Source organism: Salinicoccus jeotgali, assembly GCF_055379195.1.
On sequence record NZ_AP043830.1, the window covers coordinates 1,800,043 to 1,822,906 of the forward strand.

Below are 22,864 nucleotides of genomic sequence, written 5' to 3' on the forward strand. Positions count from 1 at the left end.
GGCAGAGATTCGGTGTACCAAAGAAAAACCATAACCTGAAATTATCGCATAGAAATAGACCCTGGAGGATTCCAGGGCCTATTTCATCTGCTTTCCGCTTTCATGTTTGTCACCTGTCAGTACATAGAAGACATGTTCCGCCATATTTTTTATATGATCTCCGATGCGTTCCAGGTATTTTGCACACAATTGGCTTTGGCCTGTCAGGAAGGCATCGGTCTCCTCAAAGATGTCTGATGTGGTGATCTGGACGAAGAGTGCATCGATGTCTTCATCCCGCATGATGATTTCAGTACAGAGTTCAATATTTTCTGTGTCATAGGCGGTTTTTACATCTGCCAGCATCAACAGTGCGAGGTTTTCCATCGTGGACAGGCGCAACAGCAATCTTTCATTCGTAATGCGTACCCGCTTCCTCACCTCTCCAAGGTTGCTGATGTTGTCGCTGATCCGTTCGAGATCATCTGCCACTTTGATGCTAGAGATGATGAGCCTGAGGTCGGTGGCTACAGGCTGTTGGGTAGTTATCAGATTTATGGCCTGTGTGTTGATCTCCTCTTCCAACCTGTTGATCCTGAAATCATCTGCCACGAGTTTTCTGGCATACTCCGTATTTTGACTTGAAAGGATGTCCGTGCTCCCCCTCAGCCGATTGTAGCACTCGTGACCGAGTGTGTTTACATTGCCATAGAGCCTTTCCATCTCATCGGAAAACTTTCCACGGTAGACCATCATCCAAACCTTCCGGAAACATAGTCTTCGGTACGCTGATCCTTCGGCTTCTCGAAGATGACGTTCGTCCGGTTATATTCAATGACATGACCCTGGTAGAAGAACGCCGTGCGATCTGATATTCTAGCTGCCTGCTGCATATTGTGTGTCACGATGATGATGCTGTAGTCCTTCTTCAGCTCCTGCATCAAATCTTCGATTTTGGTTGTGGAAATCGGGTCGAGTGCACTTGTCGGTTCATCCATCAGAATGACATCCGGCTCAATCGCCAACGCGCGGGCGATGCAGATTCTCTGCTGTTGGCCGCCGGAAAGCCCATAGGCGTTATCGCTCAGTCTGTCCTTCACTTCATCCCATATGGCAGCGCCCTTAAGACTTTTCTCCACCACCTGATCCAGTACCTTTTTGTTGCGGATCCCATGAACACGTGCGCCGTATGCGACATTGTCGTAGATGGATTTCGGGAATGGATTCGGCTTCTGGAATACCATCCCCACCTTTGTGCGCAGTTCCTCCACAGTCAGCGATTTATCGAAGATGCTCTGATCCCTGTAGAGTATATCCCCTTCGGTCCGGACGATGGGCACGAGTTCCACCATGCGGTTCAGAGCTTTAATGAAAGTCGATTTACCGCACCCTGAAGGACCGATGATTGCGGAGATTTCATTCCTGTTGAAGTCAAGGTTGATATTCTGCAGGGCATGATTGTCCCCATACCACAGGTTGAAGTCCTTTGTCTGGAATACCGGTTGGGACTGCTCAACTGGTTTGCTACCTGCAGGCCTGCTCTGGGTTATTGGGTCATTTATTATCATATCTTTTTCCTCTTTTACTTTTGTCAAAGTCATATTAAAGCCTCCAGATTAAAAACGCTTAGAGTATTTATTCCTTATATAAACTGCTACGGAGTTCATCAGGAACAGGATGAACAGAAGCACGAGTATCGCTGCCGCTGTAATGGACTGGAATTCTGGATTGGGCATTTTGACCCACGAGAATATCTGCATCGGCAGCGCTGAGAATGTATCGAATACACTTGTCGGTGTAAACAGCAGAATCGTCGGTATGCCGATGACGACGAGGGGAGCCGTCTCCCCGATTGCGCGGGAAAGTGACAAAATGATTCCTGTGATGATCCCCGGTAATGAGGCGGGAAGTATGATTCGGGTAATCGTCTGCCATTTTGTCGCCCCCATGCCAATGGATGCTTCACGTATGGAAGATGGAACCGACCGGATGGCCTCTTGGGAAGCCACAACGATGACGGGCAGGATCATAAGCGACATCGTCAGTGCGGCCGCAAGGACGGAATTCCCGAGTCCGGCCATTCTGACGAACAGCGTAAGGCCGAGTAGACCGAACACAACCGATGGTACCCCAGCGAGATTCGAGATGTTTATCTTTATGAAGCCGGTAAGCTTATTTTTGGGTGCATATTCTTCCAGATAAAGGGCTGTACCTACAGAAAGGATGATTGCGATGGGCGCTGTAGTGCCCATCAGCCATAATGTACCGATAAGTGCGCCTCTGATGCCTGCATTCTCAGGACGGCTCGAGCTGAAGTTCGTGAAAAAGTCAGCCGTCAAGTAGCTCCACCCGTCGATGATAGTATCGATCAACAAGGTTGCCAAAACGACCAGTCCCACCAGGGTGCACAGGAGGAAGATGTACTTCAGCACCTTGTTGAGCATCAGCCTTCCATTCAATCTCTTTCCTATAGACTTTTTATCGATCAATTCCATCTTAATATTCCTCCCTGAATTTCCGTGAGAACCATTGTGCCATCACATTCATCAGCAGTGTGAAGACAAAAAGCGTCATGCCGACGGCGTAGAGGCTGAAGTAGACGTCACTGCCGTAAGTGGCGTCGCCCGAGGCTACTTGAACGATGAAGCCCGTCATCGTCTGTAGGGACTCCATGATGTTCAGGCTTGCATTGGGAGTACTCCCTGCTGCAATCGAAACGATCATCGTCTCGCCGATTGCCCGGGAAACCGCAAGGACAATCGAGGCCATGATGCCCGAAACGGCAGCAGGCAGGACAACCTTGAACACCGTCTCGAGTCTTGTAGAGCCGAGACCGAGTGCCCCTTCCCGAATGGTATTCGGAACGGAGCTCATCGCATCCTCACTCAGGCTTGCAATCATCGGTATGATCATCACTCCGACGACGAGACCTGGACTGATTGCGTTGAAAAGGTTGACTTCAGGCCATACGCCCCTGATCAGAGGAGTGACGAAAGTCAAGGCGAAAAACCCATAAACGACAGTCGGTATGCCGGCAAGGATTTCGAGTATCGGCTTGATTACCCGGCGCACCCGATCGCTTGCATATTCACTTAAATATATGGCAGCCCCAAGGCCAATCGGTACTGCAAAAGCGACTGCAATCACAGTGATTTTCATAGTTCCCATGATCAGGGCAAAAATACCCCACTCAGGGTCAGAGCTGAACGCAGACCATTCGGTCGAAGTCAGGAATTCCACCGGGGAGACCCGGGTGAAGAACATTACCGTCTCTGACAGTAATGTTATAAGGATACCTATGGTCGTCAATACGGATACCGACGTGATGAGAAGTAAGATGATCGGCACTGCCTTCTCCATAAAGACTGTACTCCGTCTGCCCTTTTTATTGTCTATCATTTCACGAATATTATAATCACTCATAATGAACCTCGTTTCAAAATACTTTAAACTGGACGGGGACTTCCCGTCCAGTTGCTTTTATTGTGCCAAATACCTACTTGAATGCTTCGAGCTTGTCCTTCTGTTCCTTCATTTCATCTTCAGTCAGTGCAACATATCCTGCCTCTTCCGCTGCAGATGAAGCATTGTTCAGAGTGTATTCCATGAACTGCATGAACGATTCGTTATTTTCAAAGGATTCATCCTTGGCGTATACAAACAGTGGACGCGCCAACGGATACTCATAGCTCATGACAGTCTCTTCTTTGACTTCAACAGGCTCTTCACTTTCCGTACCTTGAATCGGAACACCTTTCAGATTTTCCTGGTTCACCATGTAGTAGTTATATCCGAAGAATCCAATCGCACCTTCGCTGCTTGCCACGGATTGGGAGATGACGTTCGTGTCCTGGTTCAATTCAGCTGTGATATCGCCATCTTCCATGACCGCTTCCTTGAAGAAGTCGTGTGTGCCGTGTGACTGGTCCGGTGCATAAGCTGTTATTTCTTCATCAGGGAATTCATCACGGACATCGCTCCAAGTTTCAGCTTCGCCATTGTAGATCGTCTGCAGCTCTTCGAAAGTCAGGTAGTCGACGAAATCATTCTCCGTATTGACTGCAACCGTCAGGCCGTCATTCGCAACTTTGAATTCTGTAAAGTCGATGCCTGCCTTTTCCAGCTCAGAAACTTCTTCTTCCTTGATTTCACGGGATGCGTTCTGAAAGTCCGTCTCACCGGCTACAAACTTCTCAAAACCGCCACCTGTACCGGAGACACCGATGGAAACCTGGACTTCTGGGTACTCAGCGTTGAAATCTTCGTTTATCAGTTCAAGAATCGGGGCTACTGTTGAAGATCCGTCGCCGGAGATGCTGCCTGATGCAGAAGCTTCTGCATCTGTACTGGCTTCGGAACCATCTCCGCTTCCGTCCCCTGTGCTTCCTTCAGATGGATCACTTGCATTGCCCCCTCCGCACGCTGCCAGAATGAATACTAGGCTCATCAGCAATGCAGCCATAAAGATACTCTTTTTCATTACCCGAACTCCTCCAATAAAATAAGTGTTGTGTTTCCTACAAGCCCTACTCTATCGGATGAATGTAAATTTGAAATGAATGGTTTGTAAAGATTGTGTAAATATGAAAAAACACCAACGCCGAACCCCCCCAGGTCACCATTCAAGTAATTTTGAATCACATTCAGCTTAGAATCTATTAAGTATTTTCTATGCATATAAAAACACCCCTAAAGTTGAAATTTGGAATTCAACTTTAGGGGTGCATCTTAGAGAAGGAAGCAGAGCCTTTTTATTTTTACGTGCTTTGGCCGGAATCCGCACACAGGCCGTTAGCTGTCTTCCTGCTTTTTCGGCAGCGTCACGGTGAAGGTCGTGCCCTCGCCTTCACGGCTTTCGACCTCTATTTCCCCGCGGTGGGATTCTATCAGGTGTTTGACTATGGCAAGACCGAGGCCTGTGCCGCCGGAGTGGCGGGAACGTGCCCGGTCAACACGATAGAAGCGCTCGAATATGCGGGGGAGGCTCTCTTCAGGGATGCCGATGCCATCATCCTCTATAATCAGGCGGACGTTATTCGTATCCTCCTTCAGTGATAACTTGACAGCCCCACCTTCGGCAGTGTAGTTAATGCCATTTCCCACCAGATTGAGTATGATTTGTCTGAGACGGTCTTCATCCCCCTCCAGATATACATCCCTTGATGGATCTGGAAGGGCCAGCCGTGTCTTCTTCTCTTCGATGGCCCCCTGCAGTGTAACGGAAACCTCATGGGCGAGTGCCGTCAGGTTTAGAGGCTCGAGGTTCAGAGGCATCTCCTGCTTCTCTATTTTGGAGAGGTTCAGAAGGTCCCTGATCAGGCGATCGAGCCGCTGGCTTTCATCGTGTATGATCTTGAGGAACTGCTGAGTGGTTTCTTCATCGGTCACTTCCCCGCTCATCAGCGTCTCGGAGAACCCCCTGACCGAAGTGACTGGTGTCTTCAATTCATGCGAGACATTGGCCACAAAGTCACTGCGCATCTTTTCAAGTCTCCTTATCTCCGTAATGTCATGGAGGACGATGATGACGCCACACTGCTGCCATCCTTGGCCATAGTAGGGGGCAAGGTGGGCATCCATGATGCGTTCGTGCGGATAATAGGAGTGGACTTCTTCGTGAACCTTCTCATTGGTTTCAAAGACGGCATGTATATGCGGACTGAGGGCGAATCGTTCACCGACTTTCTCATAGGGCTGGCCGATCAGGTTATCCTTATGCTGGGAAAGGAACTTTTCCATCGATGCATTCATCAATGTGACCTTCCCGTCCTGGTTGACGAGCATGACACCACTCACCATATTAGAGATGATGCTCGTAAGCTGCTGTTCATTCTCCTCTATCTCCTTCATCTGGCTCTGCAGACTTGCAGCAAGCGCATTGATGGACTGGGAGAGGTCGCCGATTTCACCTTTTGCCTCCGTGCTCACCCGGCTGCTGTAGTCCTTCCTTCTCAGGCGGGAAGTGACATTCATGATGGTGTCGATCGGTCGTGTGATGCTCCTTGCAAGCATGGTGGTCGCAATGGCGGCCATCAGGAACATCAGACCAAGGGCAATAGACAGGCTGAACCTTAGCTGGTCCATGGCATCATCAATGATGCCGAGGGACAGGGAGCTCCTGACTGCTCCTACAGTCTCCCCTTCGGAAACGAGTGGCAGGGCGACATACATCATATTGAAGTCCTGCGTTGTACTGTAGCGGATTGATTCTCCGAATGTCTCATTCTGCTGAAGTACATCCTGTATTTCAGGACGGTCGAAATGATTGTTCATTTTTTCAGGGTCGTTTTCGGAATCGGCAAGCACGACACCTTCCGTATCCACAACTGTAAAGCGCATCTGAATCGGCTGCTCAAAGTTTTTGATGAGTTCCTGCAGCTGTTCACGTTCATCATAGCTTTCCGAGGCGCTGATGATCTGTGTGACCATCTGTGCATTTTCGATAAGATGATCGCGGGTCATATCTGTATAGGCATTCTTCAGCAGTGCTGCAAGGATGAACCACAGGATGAGTATCAGGATGAGTATCAGGATGAAGAAGGCGGATGCGATCCTGAACCATAGACGCTTCATTCTGAAGGAACCTCGAGCTTGTAGCCGAACCCCCGGATGGTCCGGATGTAGGCAGGACGTTTCGGGTCGGCCTCGATCTTTTCGCGCAGATGACTTATATGGACATCAACGATCCGCGTATCGCCATCATAATGGAAGTCCCACACCCCATTCAGCAGCTGGTCGCGACTCAGGACTTTGTTCTTATGATTTGAAAGATAGAGGAGCAGTTCGTACTCCTTTGGGGTCAGTACGAGCTGTTCGCCGCGGACATAGACATCGTAGGTGTCGGTATGTATTTCTAGTGTACCGAGCTTGATCACTGTAGCTGCATCGACAGGGGGCTCCTGTATCTGGGTCCTGCGGAGAATCGCCTTGACGCGCGCCACCACCTCCCTTGGACTGAAAGGCTTCGTCATATAGTCATCGGCGCCGAGCTCCAGACCTAGAATTTTATCGAACTCTTCATCCTTTGCTGTGAGCATCAGGATGGGTGTCTCGACCTTTTCTTGCCTGAGTGTCTTGCAGACATCCATTCCATCCATTCCTGGCAGCATCAGATCCAGTACGATCAGGTCGGGCTTTTCAGTCAAAGAAAGATCCAACCCCTGCCGACCATCCTCCGCTGTAATCACTATGTATCCAGCCTTTTCCAAATTGAATTTTATCAATGTAACAATGGATGGCTCATCATCCACTACAAGGATCTTATGCACAGTAATTGCTCCTTCCGTATATATCAGGTTTTTTTAATGTTTTCATTTGTCGGAAAACCATTTTGAGTATATCATGTGGGACCTTTCTATCTGTCTAGCTTAACTTTACAACCGACGAAGTGTTTACTGTCACTCAAAATCTAAAAGACAATTGATATGTTCGAAATTTGCGCATACTGGGATTTGATGGTGTTTTTTAGCTTTTCATGATAAGATTCTTCCTTTTTTAAAGAACTTGATCTATCTGTTTTTCTGTCGCCACACTTCATAAGTGCGGGCATATCTGTTCTTGCCATCCACTGGCCGCTTCAAACACTTTACTCATTTGACCTTCAAAAAGAGCAGAACTCCACTCGTTATCCGGATTTTGCGTAGGGTCAACATACTACCGTGAAGGTTTCCCAGCTACTCATTAGGTCTTACTTTTCTTTTATCTACAACGGCAGCTCCAATTATGTCACCCAATACATTGGAGGCAGTCCCTCCCATTCCTATTATTGCATCCACACCAGCTATTAAGGCCACAATTTCTAACGGTAAACCGAATAGACTAAGAACAGCTGAAAGAGTTATGAGACCGCCAGCAGGGATGCCAGCAGTACCGATGGACAAGATTGTTCCTATGGCTACAATTATAAATAGATTTTCTAAAGATAGATCCATTCCGATTACGTTGGTTGCAAATACAATGGACACTCCCATTCTGAGGGCACCGCCATCAGAATTAAATATGGTACCCAGAGGAATTGAAAAATTCACAACCTCATGTGAAATATCAGCTCTTTTGGCAGACTTGATTGCAATAGGCAAAGAAGCGATGCTGCTTGAGGTGAAAAAAGCAGTTAAATAGGCTTCTTTAGTATCTTTTAAAAATCTCAAAACAGATTTATCCGCTAATTTTAAAAAGCTGAAATAGACGAGGAACCATAAAATAAAAATCCCTATATAGAAAGTGAGTGTAAATAACAATAAAGACTTAAAGGAGTTCAATCCTTGAGAACCGAATGTCGAGGCGCTGATACCAAATACACCAATTGGTGCATAGAGCAATATACCATTTAATATAACATTAAAAACTTTGTTCAAAGTTTCAAAGAGTGAATAGAGGGACTGTGTTTTTTGTTGTGTATCGTCATCAGATGAAGATAACAGAATCGACATCGAAATGCCTAAAATTATAGCTATGAATAATATTGACAATAACTCACCGGAAGAAAATGTTCCAATTAAATTATCAGGTATTATTTTATACAGTATGTCTGAAAAATCGGGGATATCGGGTTGATCAATTGATGTTTTTGGTAAGGTCAAATTTTCACCAGGATTTATAATCAGGGCAACTATTACACCAATCAATACAGATAAACCTGTTGTGACACTGTAATATAAAAATAATTTCCCGCCCATCCTTCCTAGACTCGCTAAATTAATTCGACTTAAGGATAATACTATAGTCAAAAAGATGATGGGTATAGCGATCAATTTTAATAATCTAATGAGTATCTGGCCTAATGGTTCCAGAAATTTAGCGTTTTCACCTAATATTAAAGCAACAATTATGCCTGCTATAAAAGCAATCGTCATTTTTAAAACAATTGAGCTGTCTTTATACTTTCTCCACATATATTTGATCCTCTCTTTTCAATGACCAAGTGTTGCTTCGTTCTTCTGGACCCGACAGCAACCTTAAATATAATACGAGTGCTATTTGAGTTCGATGTAATTTATGTAGTACAGTTGATGAATTTGTTATAAACAATTATATAGATGTTCAAGTAAATATTCATAAAAAATGGTTTAAAGGTTAAAAAATAATCTTTTGAACAGGCATTCAAGGTCACAAAAATCCCCTCCTGATTTACAAATGTTTCGTTGCATCCGTAAACCTGGAGGGCGTCAATTCAATTCTATGCACCAGTTTTTTGATTTGGGTTATTCCTTCCGCTGCCACACTTCATAAGTGTGGGCGTACTTATTTTTATCATCTACAGGCCCCACTTCAGATTGAATGCGCTCGAACTTGTCGTAATCGAAGTCTCGCGGGAAATACGTATCCCCTTTGAAATGTTCATTGATAAGGGTGCGATAAAGGATCTCCACATCGTCTTCAAACATCTTAAACAGCGTGGCACCACCGATGATGTACAGATCCTCCCCATACTCTTTCCCAAGGGCTAGCGCTTCTTCCTTGGAATGGACCACCATCGCTCCGGGGGCCTCGTAATCTTGGTTGGTAGTCAATACAATATTACGACGTCCTAGAAGCGGTCTTTTTGGGATGGTCTCATAAGTCCTGCGTCCCATTACGATATCACCTTGCAGCGTCACCTTCTTGAAAAAAGCCATATCAGCCGGCAGGTGCCACGGCAGTTCACCGTCTTTGCCGATGACTTTATCTTCATCCTCGGCCCACACATACGCAATCATCTCGTCCCCTCCTTTCTGTCACTTACGTTCGTCAGGACATCCACCTCAGCAAGATTGTGATGCCTCATAGAGCCACCCCCATTACCCAGTCCGCTGTCCACGCAGCTTCGATACCGCCACAAATACAGCTATTGCAATCAGCAACAGGGACGTAACGACCAGGGTGATATCGAGGCTCGCATACGCCCCTTCATTTTTAGTGTATATGGCAAAGAATGGCCAGAGCGCTATAAGCGGGTACAGCCAATCTTTGAAGCGGAGTCCGATGGCTGCAATGATCAATGTGGCTGCCATAAGGATGATGATCGTCCATGGCAGTTCACCCATGCCGAACAGCGTTCCAATACCGCTGCTGACGATAAGTGTGAAGACGTTGACCACCGTCGCAATCGTAACCCAGCTGTAATAGACTGAAATCGGCAGGCGATCAAACCAGCGGTATCCTTTTTCAGTCAGCAGCACATGCATCCTCGCCAATGTAAACAGCACTGCGCCAATGACAAGTACTGAAGCAATCAGCAATTGTTGGGTGAATACGACAATCCACAGGCCATTCAGCAAAAAGTTGGCAATGGGCCAGAACCTAAGTTTTTGGACGACTGAATCTTCCCATGTTTTCTCGAAAAACAGGCGGATGAGCCATATCAGCAGCAAAATGTAGATGATGCCCCATATCGAAAAGGCGTATCCTGCCGGCTGGATGATCGTCTGATTGTCATTTGCGACAGAGCTTACGTTAGCCGCACTTAAGTAATTGAAATACAGCATGACGGCAAATGCTGCGATATATCCTATGGTCCATTTCCTATGTTCAGACATTTTATCGACTCTCTCCTCCATAATATTTTACCTATACCCCAAATACTATTTAGCCACTCCCTAGAGGGGGATACGTTTTTTTTAATATATGAAGTGGATGATGACGAGAACAAACATGGAGATGCCGAGGCCGATATGAAGTTTCCTGATTTTAAGCCTCGGATCGACCAGCAGCCGGTACCATCCTGAGAGAACCAGGCAAAGCAGATTGAACGCTGCGATGGTCCCTGTCAATATCTTCATATTGGATGGGTCGAATGTATAGAGGTCGATGACCAGGAAACCATGCAGCAGGATGATGATCAGCGCTCCTGTCCCGACATAGCGGTGATAGGGCCTGATGCGTTTCGAAAATTGGGCCAGACGGATTTTCTTCCGCCTGTCCCCGATATTGCGTATGGTCGAGAAAACAGCATTGCGTGTCCAGTTGAATATGAACAGTAAAAAACCCGTAAAACCAAGCAATATATGTAGATATGGCGTGTTGGCCGAGAACCCGGATGCAACATTCCACACAGCCCAGATCACTAATATGAAATTCAATAGGAACCAGATGCTCATACAGATGCGCCCCACTTTTTTTACTTATAGAAGACACTCATCAAGTTTTGGATGTAGTCTTCCTGCTGCCCCATCATACTGTTTTTAGCTGTCTGTCGGCAAGTCTCGAAATGAATTTCAACGTTTCCATTTCATCAAGCTGCAGCTTCCAGTAACGATTCATTTAAAAATACCCCCCCTGTAAATACTTAACAGGGCGGTTATTTCGTAAATTATGCTTTTTGATGGTACGTGAACTGGAGTTGTCGCACTTCTTCGGCCAACGTGTCATCGGGGCCATCCACTTCAGCATCCGTCAGCACTTCGGTGATGGATAATCCTTTCAGTGGGCCTGATTCCAGGCCCATTTCCTGCTGCCATGCCTTCAGCTGCTTGGTGGAACTGGCATATACGATGCGGCCGAGGCCGACAAGACCGTGCGCCGAGGCGCACATGGAGCAGTGTTCACCTGAAGTATAGACGGTCGCGCTGCGACGGTCTTCCTCATTCAGATGTGAAGCCGCCCATCTTGCGATTTCAAACTCGGGATGGCGCGTGGCATCGCCGCTGGCGATTCTGTTGTGATCTTCAAAGAGTACTTCCCCATCTTTTGAGACGAGGAGTGAACCAAATGGTGCGTCTCCTTTATCGAGCGCAGTCCGGGCGAGTTCTACGCATCTCGTCAAATATTTCCTATCTGTTTCAGTAATCACATGATCATCCTTTCCCAGAACGTATTCTACAGGCAATGATACATATCCCGCCGCCTGCTTTCAAAAATAGGCACTTCCTGTCTGATGCGCGCCACTTCCTGCGAATCGATTTGTCCACTGACTACCGCTTCAGACTGCCCTTTTGCTTCGCTGATGACTTCACCCCAAGGATCTGTAATCATCGAGCGTCCTGCGAAAGTCTGCCCACCCATCTCACCATACGTGTTCGCTCCGATGATGTAGCACTGGTTTTCGATCGCCCGTGCTGAAAGGAGCGTTTCCCAGTGCTTCTTCCGTGCATCCGGCCATTGGGCTGGCACAAAGATGATGGAAGCACCTTTTAATGTCAGGTCCCTGAACAGCTCCGGAAATCTTAGGTCATAGCAGATCACCATGCCGCACTTGCTGCCATCAATCATAAATGTCTCCACTTTATTGTCCCCTGCCGCAAGATGTTTCGGTTCATCGAGCATCGGCACAAGATGCATCTTGGAGTACTCATATACAAGCGTCCCCTCACGGTCGACGACGAACGCAGTGTTGTAGACCTTATCCGGGTCATCCTTTATGTTGGCGACGGAGCCGGCGACGATATTGACATTATATTGCTGCGCCAATTCCGATATGAACGACAGGGCCGGCTCAAGGTCATGACAGGCATGCGCCGCTATATGTTCAAGGTCATACCCTGATGTCCACATTTCAGGCAGCACAACGATATCCGTCTCTTCAAGCGTCTCCTGTTCGAATTGTGCACGCACCTTATTGAGATTACCTTCGAAATCTCCAAATTCCACCTGGTACTGTAGGACTTTTACGTTGATATCCCCCACTCCTCTACTTCATATGATTTAATGTCGATGAAATATCGCTCACCGTCAAAATGAACGTGTCAGAATCATTCAATATCTACTTAAAGTATATGGGACATGCCGAATACTTGCAATTAACGATGGCAAGTCCAGCGCTTTCACGTTATCCTTATAATTAAAAAGAGGTGGCCACATGATTGAGGTAAGGCAGGATAAAGATTTACGGCAACACGACCTTGAGCAGCTCTATATGGCGAAGGGGCAATCCAGATATGAATCGCGATTCGGTGAACTCCATAAAGCAGTCATTGCATCTGATTATCTCATCACCGCATGGTCGGATGAACAGCTGACTGGTATTCTGCGTTCTTCTGGTGATGGGGCTTTTACGCAATACATATCCGACTTCATCGTCCACCCCGATTTCCGTTCACAGGGCATCGCTTCATCCCTAATGGATACTTACCTTGAAGCTGTCGCACATGTTGATGAAATCTATCTTTTCTTTCAAAATAGCGGACCCAACACCTTCACTGGAACGTGGCTTGCCTACAGGGGGTTTTCCGAAATAAAAGGGGGATCCGTCCCCTTCATATACCTTCGCAAGAAAGCATAAAAATCCCGCTTAAAGATAAGCGGGATTTTGGTTTTATATAAAATAGTTGCCGAGGACGCTGTTGACGTCGTGCACCACCACAAATGCATTCTCATCATAATGCTTGATGAGCCGCTTGACGCGGGGCAGCTGGTTCTTGTTGATGATGACATACAATATATCCTTATCGGCCTGGGTATAGAAGCCGCGCCCCTCCATGATGGTCACACCCCGCCTGATTTCACTGTTGATCATCTTGCCGAGGCGATCCGGATGGTCGGAAATGATGGTGATCGCTTTTTTGGGGTTCATACCTTCGATGATGAAGTCCATCACCTTCATACCGATGTAGAGTGCAATGACAGTCAAGAGGACCTGCTCGAGCGTCATGACGGTCAGACCGATTGTAATGACGACCAGGTCAAAGAACAGCAGGGCATAGGAAACGTTGATATCCATGTATTTATTGACGAGACGTGCCAATATCGTCGTACCGGCAGTGGTCGCACCGATGCGGATGACCAGACCGATGCCAAGACCGACGAACAGCCCACCAAAAACGGTGTTGATCAATATCTGATCAGTCTGGATCTGCCAGTCTTCAGTCAGCCATAGAAACAAGGATGTCAATATGACTACGACGATTGTATAGTACATGGAGCGTCTACTTAAGAATTTGAACCCCACTACAAGTAAGACTGCATTCATAAGGAAGTTCGAGATTGCCGGTGAAATATCAAATGCATAATACAGGATGACTGCAAGCCCAGTGACGCCCCCTTCGCCGAGATTCCCGGCGATCATGAAGGTGTTGACGCCGATGGCGAAAAGGAATGACCCGACGATGATGGTCACGATATTGATCAATGTCTGTTGGGTGATCCTTGAACTGATCGGTAATTTACGTTTTTCAAAATTCATGTTCTTAAGTTTCTCTCTGATTTTCACAATAATCCTCCTCCTGGTCCATATTTCTCTTGGGTGCATTGCACTTTAGAAAGTATTTATTCAAACTGTCGTATATGGCCTCTACTCTGCATAGGCCTCTGGCACGTTGACTCTGAGGCATCCTTGGAGCAATCTGATATCCATCGCTTCAAATTCATGTGGGTCCCCGTCAATATCCATCGTTTCAAGACGGTCTGTATCCAGATGGAGTGTTTCAGCCTTCATGTAATGCACATTTTCGTGCTCAGCAATCGTCCCCCTGAAGGCCGCAATGATGATTTCAATGATTGCCTTCGGATTCGATGGCGTGATGTTGAGGATATGCAGATGGCGGTCGTCGATGCTTGCATGCGGCAGTAATTTTTCAAAGCTGCCGACGGATGAAGTATTCGCTACAATCGTCAATATGGAATCACTCATCACTTTTTCCGATTCCGTTTCGATTTTCACACGATATGTCTTCATTGTGACGAGCGCACGTAATCCGGCGTAGAGATAGGCGAAGATGCCGAAGCGATTCTTAGCGGTCGAGCCCACGCGGGTGAAAGATTCCATAAAATCACCGAGCGCGATCAAATAGGCGATATGGCGGTCATTGCCTTTCATGACATCCGCTTCTATAGTCTTCTGGGGCGATTTCAGGTTATTTATGGCCGTATCCATGTCAAGCGGCAGACCCAGTGCGCGGGTGTAATCGTTGACGGTCCCTGCCGGCAGGATGGAAAGCGGTGCATCTGACCCACTCTCCACCATCCCATCGATGATTTCGCCAATCGTACCATCGCCGCCTGCTGACACAATCAGATCGACATCTGATGCAGCCATCGCGATTTCCTTTGCGTCCGATCCATCCGTGTAGTGGATGTCGACTTTATAGCCCTGACTATTCAGTGCATCGAGCACTCGGTATTCGATGGGCGGTTTCTTTTTTTTACCCGAGTTTCTGTTGATGATGACTGCGGCTTTTTTCATATATTACTCCAATCCGGCCATTACAGCCCATTTGATTGCCTATGGTAATCAATATATATGATAGGGTAAAAAGATACGCGGCGCAATGATCAATGCTCGCATTATTTTTTATGTAGTGACTGGCACACTGCTCCATCGCAGGGGCATAGCAGAATATCTTAAAAAGGGACGGCTCCAAACCGTCCCTTTTGCCTTATATCCTTTGAATCTTTTTGGATGCTTCCTTTAGACACATGTCCAACGACCCAATTTTTATTTGCTCAAAATTGATATGCAGCTAGAGAACGTTCCTCATCAGAGAAAGGAAAAGATCGTCTGCACCGTTTCATTTCCATAGAGGATGTATACGCCAAGGCCAATATATATGATCGCCATAATCCATGTGCCGTACTTTTCGATTGTTTCCCCGATCAGCGCAGTACGTGCTATCCTATGCGCTGTAAAGGCCAGCAGAAAGATGAGGATGAGAAGTACTATTAAAGAGACAGCCAGGCCGCCTGCATCGATCGTCACAAAATATGGAACGAACAAACCAATATTATCAGCGCCACAACTTCCGATTATGATCATCACTACTTTTCCCGCTAATCCGTCCAACCCCTTCTTATCCAACTGTGCTGTTGCCTCCGCCTCATCGGAATCACCCACCAGCAAGACCTTTACCCCGAAGTATATCGGTATGAGTCCAAGCAATCCCAAAATCCATTTTTCAGGTATGAAACCGAGCACATAGGCCAAGATGAGACTGACTATGATCAATATCAACGAACCCACATACTGGCCGATATAGATTTGTCTGATCTGCCTGTCCGTCTCTGCCCTGGCAAAAAGATCAGCAGTATTGCGATCAGGTCGATGGCGGTAGCCATGTATAAAACCGCGGCCGTCAATATTGTCTGCAACATGGAAGCACTCCTTCCTTAATCCCATATACCCAGTTGACCGTTGAAACATCCACCCTGTTCCTGGCATGAAAGAAACCCCGGGCATTGCCCGGGGCTTACGTCTAATTTAATATATTCTTATGGACGACGCCCTCTTTGGCTACGACCGTCACCTTGCTGTTATCCTTCAGCGACCCGATATCTTCCAACGGATTGTCTTCCACCAGGATGAAGTCGGCCACAAAATCTTCCTTGATCAGGCCGATGTCCGCATACCCCATGCATTCTGCCGCCGTCTTCGTCGAAGCGACGATCGCATCCATCGGCGTCATGCCGCACTCGACCATCAGTTCCAGCTCCCTTAGGTTGGTGCCGTGCTTGAACACTCCTGCGTCAGTACCCATTGCGATCTTGACGCCTGCCTTATAGGCGCGTGTAAAGCTTTCCTTATGGTATTCGATGACTTCCTCCGACTTTTCGATGGCTGTCTTCGGCATCCCTAGCTCTTCGGCGAATTCGAGGACGGACACCGGCGCCAACAGTGTCGGCACAAGATAGGTGCCCTGATCCTTCATCAATCCGCACACCTCGTCATCCAGGAAGATGCCGTGCTCAATGGAGTGGATGCCCGCTTCCACACATTGCCTGACACCTGCCAGGCCCTGGGCGTGGGCCATGACCTTCACGCCATTCCTGAACTTGGCCTCTTCGACGATGACCTTCAACTCCTCAAGTGAGAACTGGGTGAATTTCGGATGATCCGTCGGGCTCGATACGCCGCCCGTGGCGTGGACTTTAATGATATCCGCCCCGGCCCTCAACATTTCACGCGTCTTCTTCCTGACTTCCTCCACCCCGTCACAAATACCTGCCGGCATGCCGGGATGCGGTTGGAACAGTTCCGTATTGATGCCTGAGTAGTTGTAGCCATCCCCATGGCCCCCTGTGATGGTCAGCGCATTGACACTGATCTGCATGCGCGGGCCGGCCACCAGCCCATCTTCTATGGCACGCTTTAAGCCCAGATCACTGCCGAGTGCATCTCGCACTGTGGTGACGCCGGCATCCAGCGTGCGTTTCAAGTATCCCATCGCCTGGTAGAAATTATAGGAGAATGGCGTGACCAGCCGCTCTTCCATCGGTTTGAACTCGGTCATCATATGGACATGTGTATCAATCATTCCGGGGAGCATGTAACGCCCGCCCCCTTCTATGACTTCCACATCTTTTCCACCACCTTCTGCGTTGATTGCCCTGAACCGTCCGTCTTCCACCAGAACATTTACGTTTTCGATTACTTCAGAACCTGTACCATCGATCAGATTGACATTTTTTATAAGCAGTTTGCTCATCAGTTACACTCCTATTTCATTTTTTTAGATTAGGCTCATGACGAATGTGGCAACGAATATGGACGCTGTCGTGACGGTGATGAATCCACCGATCAGCATCGGGGTGACCAGTTCCTGGAACAGCGTATTCTGATCTTCTATATTGTCCGTTTCACTGCGGGCGACTTCCTCGCAGATCAGATAATCGCCCGGAAAGCCGATCAGCGCCGTCAGCGCGACAGGCACACCCTTATATGGGTGCCACCCGACGAGCTTCGAAGCGAGGAAGCCGCCACCGATGATGCCGACGATGCCAAGTCCCAAAATCATGGCGACCGCCGGGATGTTCGCAACGACATCCTGCGGGGTTATTCCTCCCATCGTCCCGATGATGACGAATATCAATGCCACCATCATGAAGCTGAACGAGTTCGCAGACTCAAGCGCACTTTTCGGCAGCAGATTGAAATTCAATGCCAGAATGCCGAACAGTAGACAGAACAGCGTATAATGGATGCCCGTCAGATCGCCGATGATGACACCGAGCATGCCCAGCAGGAAAATTACGAACAGCTTGATTGTATTGTTCTTCATCAGACTGAAGCGCGATACGCCACGAGCCTCTTCGAAGCCGACATTCTTGTCCTGGGCTGTCCGCTCCCCGGCCATGTATGTACGGCCATACCGTTTCATGAAGGCAGTGGCAAGTGGCATTCCGATGACGCCCTGGAAAGACTGGACGAGCACAGGGACGACGATAAGGCTTGATAATCCAAGGTTCGTCAATGTCTCATTCGTGATAAGCAGCGCCACGACGCCGCCGGATACCGGCCCGACGCCACTTGCTGCGGTTTCAAAGTCAAACACCAACGTAACAAGGCCCAATATAAGCACCAAGGCTCCGACCAGCCCGGAAAGGGCGATCACTACAGCCCGCCACTGCTTCTTCAGGACCGAAAAGCGCATCAACGTACCCATATGTACAATTAATGGTCCGATGAGTATCGCGCCTAAAGCCGGCAAGGTCGACAATTCCAGGATATTTTCTGGAAATACACCGATCCAAGTCAAAATCAAAAATCCCAGCATCGCCGTCATCAACATCGGTATACGTGCCCGCGTCAAGACGGATACCACTTCTCCTAAAGCAATCAAAGCAAACAACATGACAGTCGCAACTATCGGTTCTTCCATCATGACCTCTCACCCCTTACTCCTCTTTGACAGTAGTATACGGGGTATCTTCGATAAATTAAACCCCGTTTTCAGAAAAAAGGAGCAATTCTGACAATGAATACGTTTTCATAGATGGAAGAGAGGGGATCCCCCTCCTCAATAAAGTCATTCGAATGCTTCACGGGCGATGCCGAGTGACCGGAGCATAGCAGTCTTTTTATAATGATGGTCCTCGAATTTCTCCAAAATATCAGAGACGACTTCGACCCCTTCGACGATATAATCTCCCTTATTCAGCATGATGCACTCCGCCCTGGAGCCAGCCACCACATCCGACATTTCGGAGCGGGTCGGAATGCCGGTCTTGACCAAGGATTCCACTACTTGAGTCGCCCATATGACAGGTACGTGGGCTGCTTCGCAGATCCATAGAAGTTCCTCCTGCACTTCACTCAGTCGCTCATAGCCGATTTCAACCGCAAGATCTCCCCGTGCGAGCATGACTCCGAAACGCCTGGCCCCCGCTGCCTTCTGGATGATTTCAGGCAGATTGCGTATACCTTCAGTGGTTTCAATCTTTGCGACCGACGGCAGTTTACGGCGGTCACCTTCGAGTCTTGAAGCCAAGGCTTCTTCTATCACCTCGATATCTCCGGCATCCTTGATGAATGAAAAGGCGATGGCATCTGCGTGGTGTGCAGCGAAATCAAGGTCTGTCTCATCCTTCTTCGTCAGGACCGGGAGTTTGAACTTAAGGTCCGGCAGATTGATGCCTTTCTCGGTCTTGACTTTGACACCGCCCTCTTTGACCGTACGCTCCACTTCACAGATGACCCCATCGTCCGAAATATCGGTTGCCACAGCCTCAATATGTCCATCATCAATCTTTATCTTCTGGCCCTGCTCTATTTTATCGATGACTTCTGGAACTGAAGTGTTGAGCGCAATCTCTATGCCTTTAGGCAGAGTCATCGCAATCTTGTGGGATAACAGGAAGCGCTCCCTTTCCTTTAGTTTTGGATTCCGTTTTGAAGTCAACAGATGCTTGGTGCGTATTTTCGGTCCGCTGATATCCATCAAGATGCGGCACTGCCTGCCAGTCTTCTTCTCAGCACGCCGGATATTCTCAATCATGCCGAGCCATACATCTTCTGTGTCGTGTGCACAGTTGATCCGTGCCATATCCATGCCAGCTTCGACCAGACTCAGTACAAGGCTGTAATCAGCTCCGGCCTCAGACGGCATGGTTACAAGAATACGGGTGTCCCGTCCTTCTTCTCCTCCGAACAATTGCACTGTATTCTCCTTCAGAGCCTGATTGCGCTCCAAAAATGAGGAAGACGTCCGGTAGTCGATATCACCGACATCTTGATCGGCAATGAATCCGAGTGTCCGCACGACCGCATTCAGCGTGCCCATCACATCCGCCTCCAATCTGCCCAGGGAAGAGACGCCCCATGGTATGAGCGATTGCTGCAGCGCACGCCGATCATATTTCCTGAATGCCATATAATATGCAAGGTTGCGGGCACTCATCTCATATTCCGGCCGCATCGTTGCTGTATGCCATCTATCAAAAAGGATCTCCCCTTCTTCTTTGACTTGTGTGCGGATCACCATCACTTCTTCCAATAAGGATTTTGCCTTGTTCCTATCCATACTCATCACCTCTCGATTATTAATTCGTTTTTATCTGTATACCCTTCAATGGATATAAAAATGCTCCCCCAGTAGATTCTGGAAGGAGCTTTAAATGCCACGTTTAAAAAATAGGTACAGAAGTTCAAAGAAGCCGATATGAAAAATGACCCATAGCAGAAATCCGATGTGCCCCTCCAGGTTAATGTACTGGACTGCCGCTTGCGGCAATATGAAGTAGAGCAGTACTGTAGACGCCCAGGCTATCACCATGGCCGGCATGTAGAGGGATGGACGGTATATATGGAATCCTTTCAGAACGGTCGCGAGAACGATGGAGACAACGAGATGAATTGCGACCTCCACTAACAGATGCAATTCACCACCATACAAGAAATCAATGTTCAACAACAACGTCATTAATTCTATCTCCGTGCTGAACTCGACATAGGCGCATGCAAGAAAAAGCAGAACGCCAGACGCGATGCCTGCAACCAAACCTGAAACAATAATTTTCTTCATGGTCAATGTCCTCTGATTTATAAAATTAATTCAATTCGACATCTCTATTGTAGCATAGCGTAACTGTGATTTTAAGACTGGCAATTGAAGCCAAACCGATATATGATGAATGTCGAGATAAAGGAGGGTTTTCTTGAAAAATCTATCATTTGAAGAAGAAGCGCACCACCTTACCTTCATCACCAGCTTCCTGAAGGTATTTCATGCCGACTTAAAAAGGAGACAGGATGCGGTGTCACAAGGCATACTCGACACACGTCAAGACATCAACGAGAATATATCCAACGTCGTTGACTTCGCAGACGGCAACGTCATGGAATTCGTCCAGATGCTGCCTGAAATCAGAAGGACTGAAATGAATTTCAACTATATCCATACAATGCTTGAACGGACTAAACGAATGCTGCCGAAACCTTACTTCGGAAAAATCGTCGTTGATGGAGAACCGCTCTACATCGGTACCGGAACCATCAAGGACCGCGATGACGACATACTGATATACGACTGGCGCACGCCTGTTGCGGGCCTGTTCTATGAAAATACGACCGGGGACCTCGACTACATCATCCCGGATGGCAGCCGGATCGACGCCACCGTCACCGAGCGTCGCCAGTTCATCATAGAAGATGGCACGCTAATCAACATGTTCGACAGCGACATGTATATCGGAGATGAAATACTGCAGCAGATGATTACCGATTCCTCGCAATCCAAACTGAAAAATATCGTCTCCACCATCCAACAGGAGCAAAATGATGTCATCCGCCTGCCGCTATCGCAGGATACCCTCGTCTATGGACCCCCAGGCAGCGGCAAAACTTCTCTTGCGATGCAGCGGATCGCCTTTTTGCTCTACCAGCATAAAAACAAACTTGATCCTGAAAATATTCTGTTGGTATCACCTAATGAAGTATTCAATGATTACCTCTCTGATGTGCTGCCTGAACTGGGTGAGAACCATGTGAAGAACATGACATTCTATCGCCTCATCAGCCGTTTCCCCTATTTCGGCGGCCGGCAGTTCGAAACAGTCTATGAAAATATCAGGCGGTTGCGGGAGACTGATGAAGGCCATGACATCTATGCCTATAAAAATTCCCTGCGCTACTTTGAATCACTGCACCGCTTCATGAACCGACTTCATGAGACCGGTATGGAATTTCGGGAGCTGAAGGGGGAAGATGGCATATTCTTCACAAAAGAACAGCTGCATCATCTCTTCTATAACGACTTGGGCCACCATCCGATCAGCCGCCGCCTGTCCCTGATCCGCGAGCGGCTTTTGAACCTCTACACTGAAAGGGTGGCAAGCCTGACGAACGAGCGCTTTGAAGCATTGCTGTCAGACAACCAGTATATCGGGGAGCGCCACGAGCTTAAAAACGAGGCGCATCAATACGCCAAAGCCCAGCTTAAAATCGTACACCGTCAAATTTCGCTCTACCGCTTCGTCCACTTCGAAAAGCTGTACGTCAACTCCATCGAAGAAAAGGCATTCCGCAATCCGACGATCCGATCGATCAAGGAAAACCATTTTAAATATGAAGATATTGCACCGCTGCTCTACATGTTCATCCGACTGCTCGGCCGCGCTGATAAAAAGATCCAGCATGTTCTTGTAGACGAAGTACAGGACTATTCCAACATTCAGTACTATGTCCTACGTCATTTCTATAGGAATGCTACATTCACGAGCCTCGGCGACCCGAACCAGCAAATCCACCCGGGACGAAAAGATGCACTCGTCGCCAAGAATCACGCTAAAAAGGCTCTTGAACGGTCATATCGTTCGACCAATCAGATTAATGCTTTCTTGAACACTCTAATACCAGATTCCATACAGTCGGCCTCAATTGACGGTGCGCCCGTCCATCATGTTGAGACGACGGATGAACTTGCGAGTGTCCGCAGCATCCTACAGTCCGATTCACATCCTCAAGTGGCTATCATCACCCCTTCCAGGGAATCGGCGGATGCATGGTTCGAACAGTTGAAGGATGATTTCCCGGACCTTAAAAACCTCGGGGAGACGGATACCCTCTATAACCAGTCGTTCATCATCCTACCCTACTATCTATCAAAGGGATTCGAGTATAATACGGTGATTCTGACGGATGCTTCAAGCTATAAGGACTCTGTGCATATCCTCTACGTTCTGGCGTCACGGGCGACGCGCCATTTATATTTGATGAATTCCGACTGAAATAATAAGAATTGAGTAATTCCTACTTTACAAGTAG

The 22,864-nt window shown here is 47.7% G+C and carries 21 protein-coding genes and 1 pseudogene; 2 read left to right on the top strand and 20 right to left on the bottom strand.

The features are described 5' to 3' along the window. Positions 1-78: 78 nt before the first annotated feature. The 13 genes from phoU to ACZ43I_RS09375 form a co-directional block, all read right to left on the bottom strand. A complete protein-coding gene (gene phoU / locus ACZ43I_RS09315; RefSeq protein ID WP_344701796.1) occupies positions 79-735 on the bottom strand; it encodes a phosphate signaling complex protein PhoU in 657 nt (218 codons plus the stop codon). Continuing rightward, the gene (gene pstB, locus ACZ43I_RS09320) at positions 732-1,580 is read right to left on the bottom strand and encodes a phosphate ABC transporter ATP-binding protein PstB (protein WP_344701798.1); all 849 of its coding nucleotides are present in this window, start codon (positions 1,578-1,580) and stop codon (positions 732-734) included. The genes phoU and pstB overlap by 4 nt, the downstream gene beginning before the upstream one ends. A gap of 15 nt (positions 1,581-1,595) precedes the next feature. Beyond that, a complete protein-coding gene (pstA, locus tag ACZ43I_RS09325; RefSeq protein ID WP_344701800.1) occupies positions 1,596-2,474 on the bottom strand; it encodes a phosphate ABC transporter permease PstA in 879 nt (292 codons plus the stop codon). Between the two features lies 1 nt (position 2,475). Continuing rightward, a complete protein-coding gene (pstC, locus tag ACZ43I_RS09330; protein WP_344701843.1) occupies positions 2,476-3,405 on the bottom strand; it encodes a phosphate ABC transporter permease subunit PstC in 930 nt (309 codons plus the stop codon). A gap of 70 nt (positions 3,406-3,475) precedes the next feature. After that, entirely contained in the window at positions 3,476-4,459 is a 984-nt protein-coding gene (locus ACZ43I_RS09335) for a phosphate ABC transporter substrate-binding protein PstS family protein (RefSeq protein WP_344701801.1), read from the bottom strand. 311 nt (positions 4,460-4,770) lie between these two features. Further along, the gene (gene pnpS / locus ACZ43I_RS09340) at positions 4,771-6,552 is read right to left on the bottom strand and encodes a two-component system histidine kinase PnpS (protein ID WP_344701803.1); all 1,782 of its coding nucleotides are present in this window, start codon (positions 6,550-6,552) and stop codon (positions 4,771-4,773) included. Beyond that, positions 6,549-7,247 (bottom strand): response regulator transcription factor, encoded by a 699-nt coding sequence (locus ACZ43I_RS09345; RefSeq protein ID WP_344701805.1) that lies wholly within the window; start codon positions 7,245-7,247, stop codon positions 6,549-6,551. Before ACZ43I_RS09345 ends, pnpS begins: the two co-directional genes overlap by 4 nt. Before the next feature lie 405 nt (positions 7,248-7,652). Then, the gene (locus ACZ43I_RS09350) at positions 7,653-8,870 is read right to left on the bottom strand and encodes a dicarboxylate/amino acid:cation symporter (RefSeq protein ID WP_344701807.1); all 1,218 of its coding nucleotides are present in this window, start codon (positions 8,868-8,870) and stop codon (positions 7,653-7,655) included. Positions 8,871-9,179: 309 nt separating this feature from the next. Then, entirely contained in the window at positions 9,180-9,674 is a 495-nt protein-coding gene (locus ACZ43I_RS09355; protein ID WP_344701809.1) for a dihydrofolate reductase, read from the bottom strand. An 81-nt stretch (positions 9,675-9,755) separates the two neighbouring features. Beyond that, positions 9,756-10,493, bottom strand: a complete 738-nt coding sequence (locus ACZ43I_RS09360; protein WP_344701811.1) for a tryptophan-rich sensory protein — start codon at positions 10,491-10,493, stop codon at positions 9,756-9,758. Positions 10,494-10,574: 81 nt separating this feature from the next. After that, positions 10,575-11,054, bottom strand: coding sequence for a PH domain-containing protein (locus ACZ43I_RS09365; RefSeq protein WP_344701813.1), 480 nt, complete (start codon positions 11,052-11,054; stop codon positions 10,575-10,577). A gap of 212 nt (positions 11,055-11,266) precedes the next feature. Then, positions 11,267-11,746, bottom strand: a complete 480-nt coding sequence (locus ACZ43I_RS09370) for a nucleoside deaminase (RefSeq protein WP_344701815.1) — start codon at positions 11,744-11,746, stop codon at positions 11,267-11,269. Between the two features lie 26 nt (positions 11,747-11,772). Beyond that, positions 11,773-12,579, bottom strand: coding sequence for a carbon-nitrogen family hydrolase (locus ACZ43I_RS09375; RefSeq protein WP_344701817.1), 807 nt, complete (start codon positions 12,577-12,579; stop codon positions 11,773-11,775). A gap of 172 nt (positions 12,580-12,751) precedes the next feature. Here ACZ43I_RS09375 and ACZ43I_RS09380 point away from each other — a divergent pair, with 172 nt between their 5' ends. After that, positions 12,752-13,174 carry a GNAT family N-acetyltransferase gene (locus ACZ43I_RS09380; RefSeq protein WP_344701819.1) on the top strand — a complete coding sequence of 141 codons (423 nt, stop codon included), beginning with the start codon at positions 12,752-12,754 and terminating at the stop codon, positions 13,172-13,174. 33 nt (positions 13,175-13,207) lie between these two features. Here the strand turns inward: ACZ43I_RS09380 and ACZ43I_RS09385 are convergent, their stop codons facing one another. The 7 genes and pseudogenes from ACZ43I_RS09385 to ACZ43I_RS09415 form a co-directional block, all read right to left on the bottom strand. After that, positions 13,208-14,101 (bottom strand): YitT family protein, encoded by an 894-nt coding sequence (locus ACZ43I_RS09385; RefSeq protein ID WP_344701821.1) that lies wholly within the window; start codon positions 14,099-14,101, stop codon positions 13,208-13,210. Positions 14,102-14,182: 81 nt separating this feature from the next. Next, positions 14,183-15,073, bottom strand: a complete 891-nt coding sequence (locus ACZ43I_RS09390) for a diacylglycerol/lipid kinase family protein (RefSeq protein WP_344701823.1) — start codon at positions 15,071-15,073, stop codon at positions 14,183-14,185. A gap of 294 nt (positions 15,074-15,367) precedes the next feature. Then, a pseudogene (locus ACZ43I_RS09395) lies at positions 15,368-15,978 on the bottom strand (CadD family cadmium resistance transporter). Positions 15,979-16,079: 101 nt separating this feature from the next. Further along, positions 16,080-17,309, bottom strand: coding sequence for a metal-dependent hydrolase family protein (locus ACZ43I_RS09400; protein WP_344701825.1), 1,230 nt, complete (start codon positions 17,307-17,309; stop codon positions 16,080-16,082). Between the two features lie 24 nt (positions 17,310-17,333). After that, entirely contained in the window at positions 17,334-18,485 is a 1,152-nt protein-coding gene (locus ACZ43I_RS09405) for a hypothetical protein (RefSeq protein WP_344701827.1), read from the bottom strand. A 144-nt stretch (positions 18,486-18,629) separates the two neighbouring features. After that, entirely contained in the window at positions 18,630-20,123 is a 1,494-nt protein-coding gene (locus tag ACZ43I_RS09410; protein ID WP_344701829.1) for a pyruvate kinase, read from the bottom strand. 90 nt (positions 20,124-20,213) lie between these two features. Next, positions 20,214-20,624: a hypothetical protein gene (locus ACZ43I_RS09415; RefSeq protein WP_344701831.1), complete on the bottom strand. Its 411-nt coding sequence runs from the start codon at positions 20,622-20,624 to the stop codon at positions 20,214-20,216. Positions 20,625-20,757: 133 nt separating this feature from the next. Between ACZ43I_RS09415 and ACZ43I_RS09420 the strand changes: the two genes are divergently transcribed. Next, positions 20,758-22,827, top strand: a complete 2,070-nt coding sequence (locus tag ACZ43I_RS09420; protein ID WP_344701833.1) for a HelD family protein — start codon at positions 20,758-20,760, stop codon at positions 22,825-22,827. Positions 22,828-22,864: the final 37 nt, after the last annotated feature.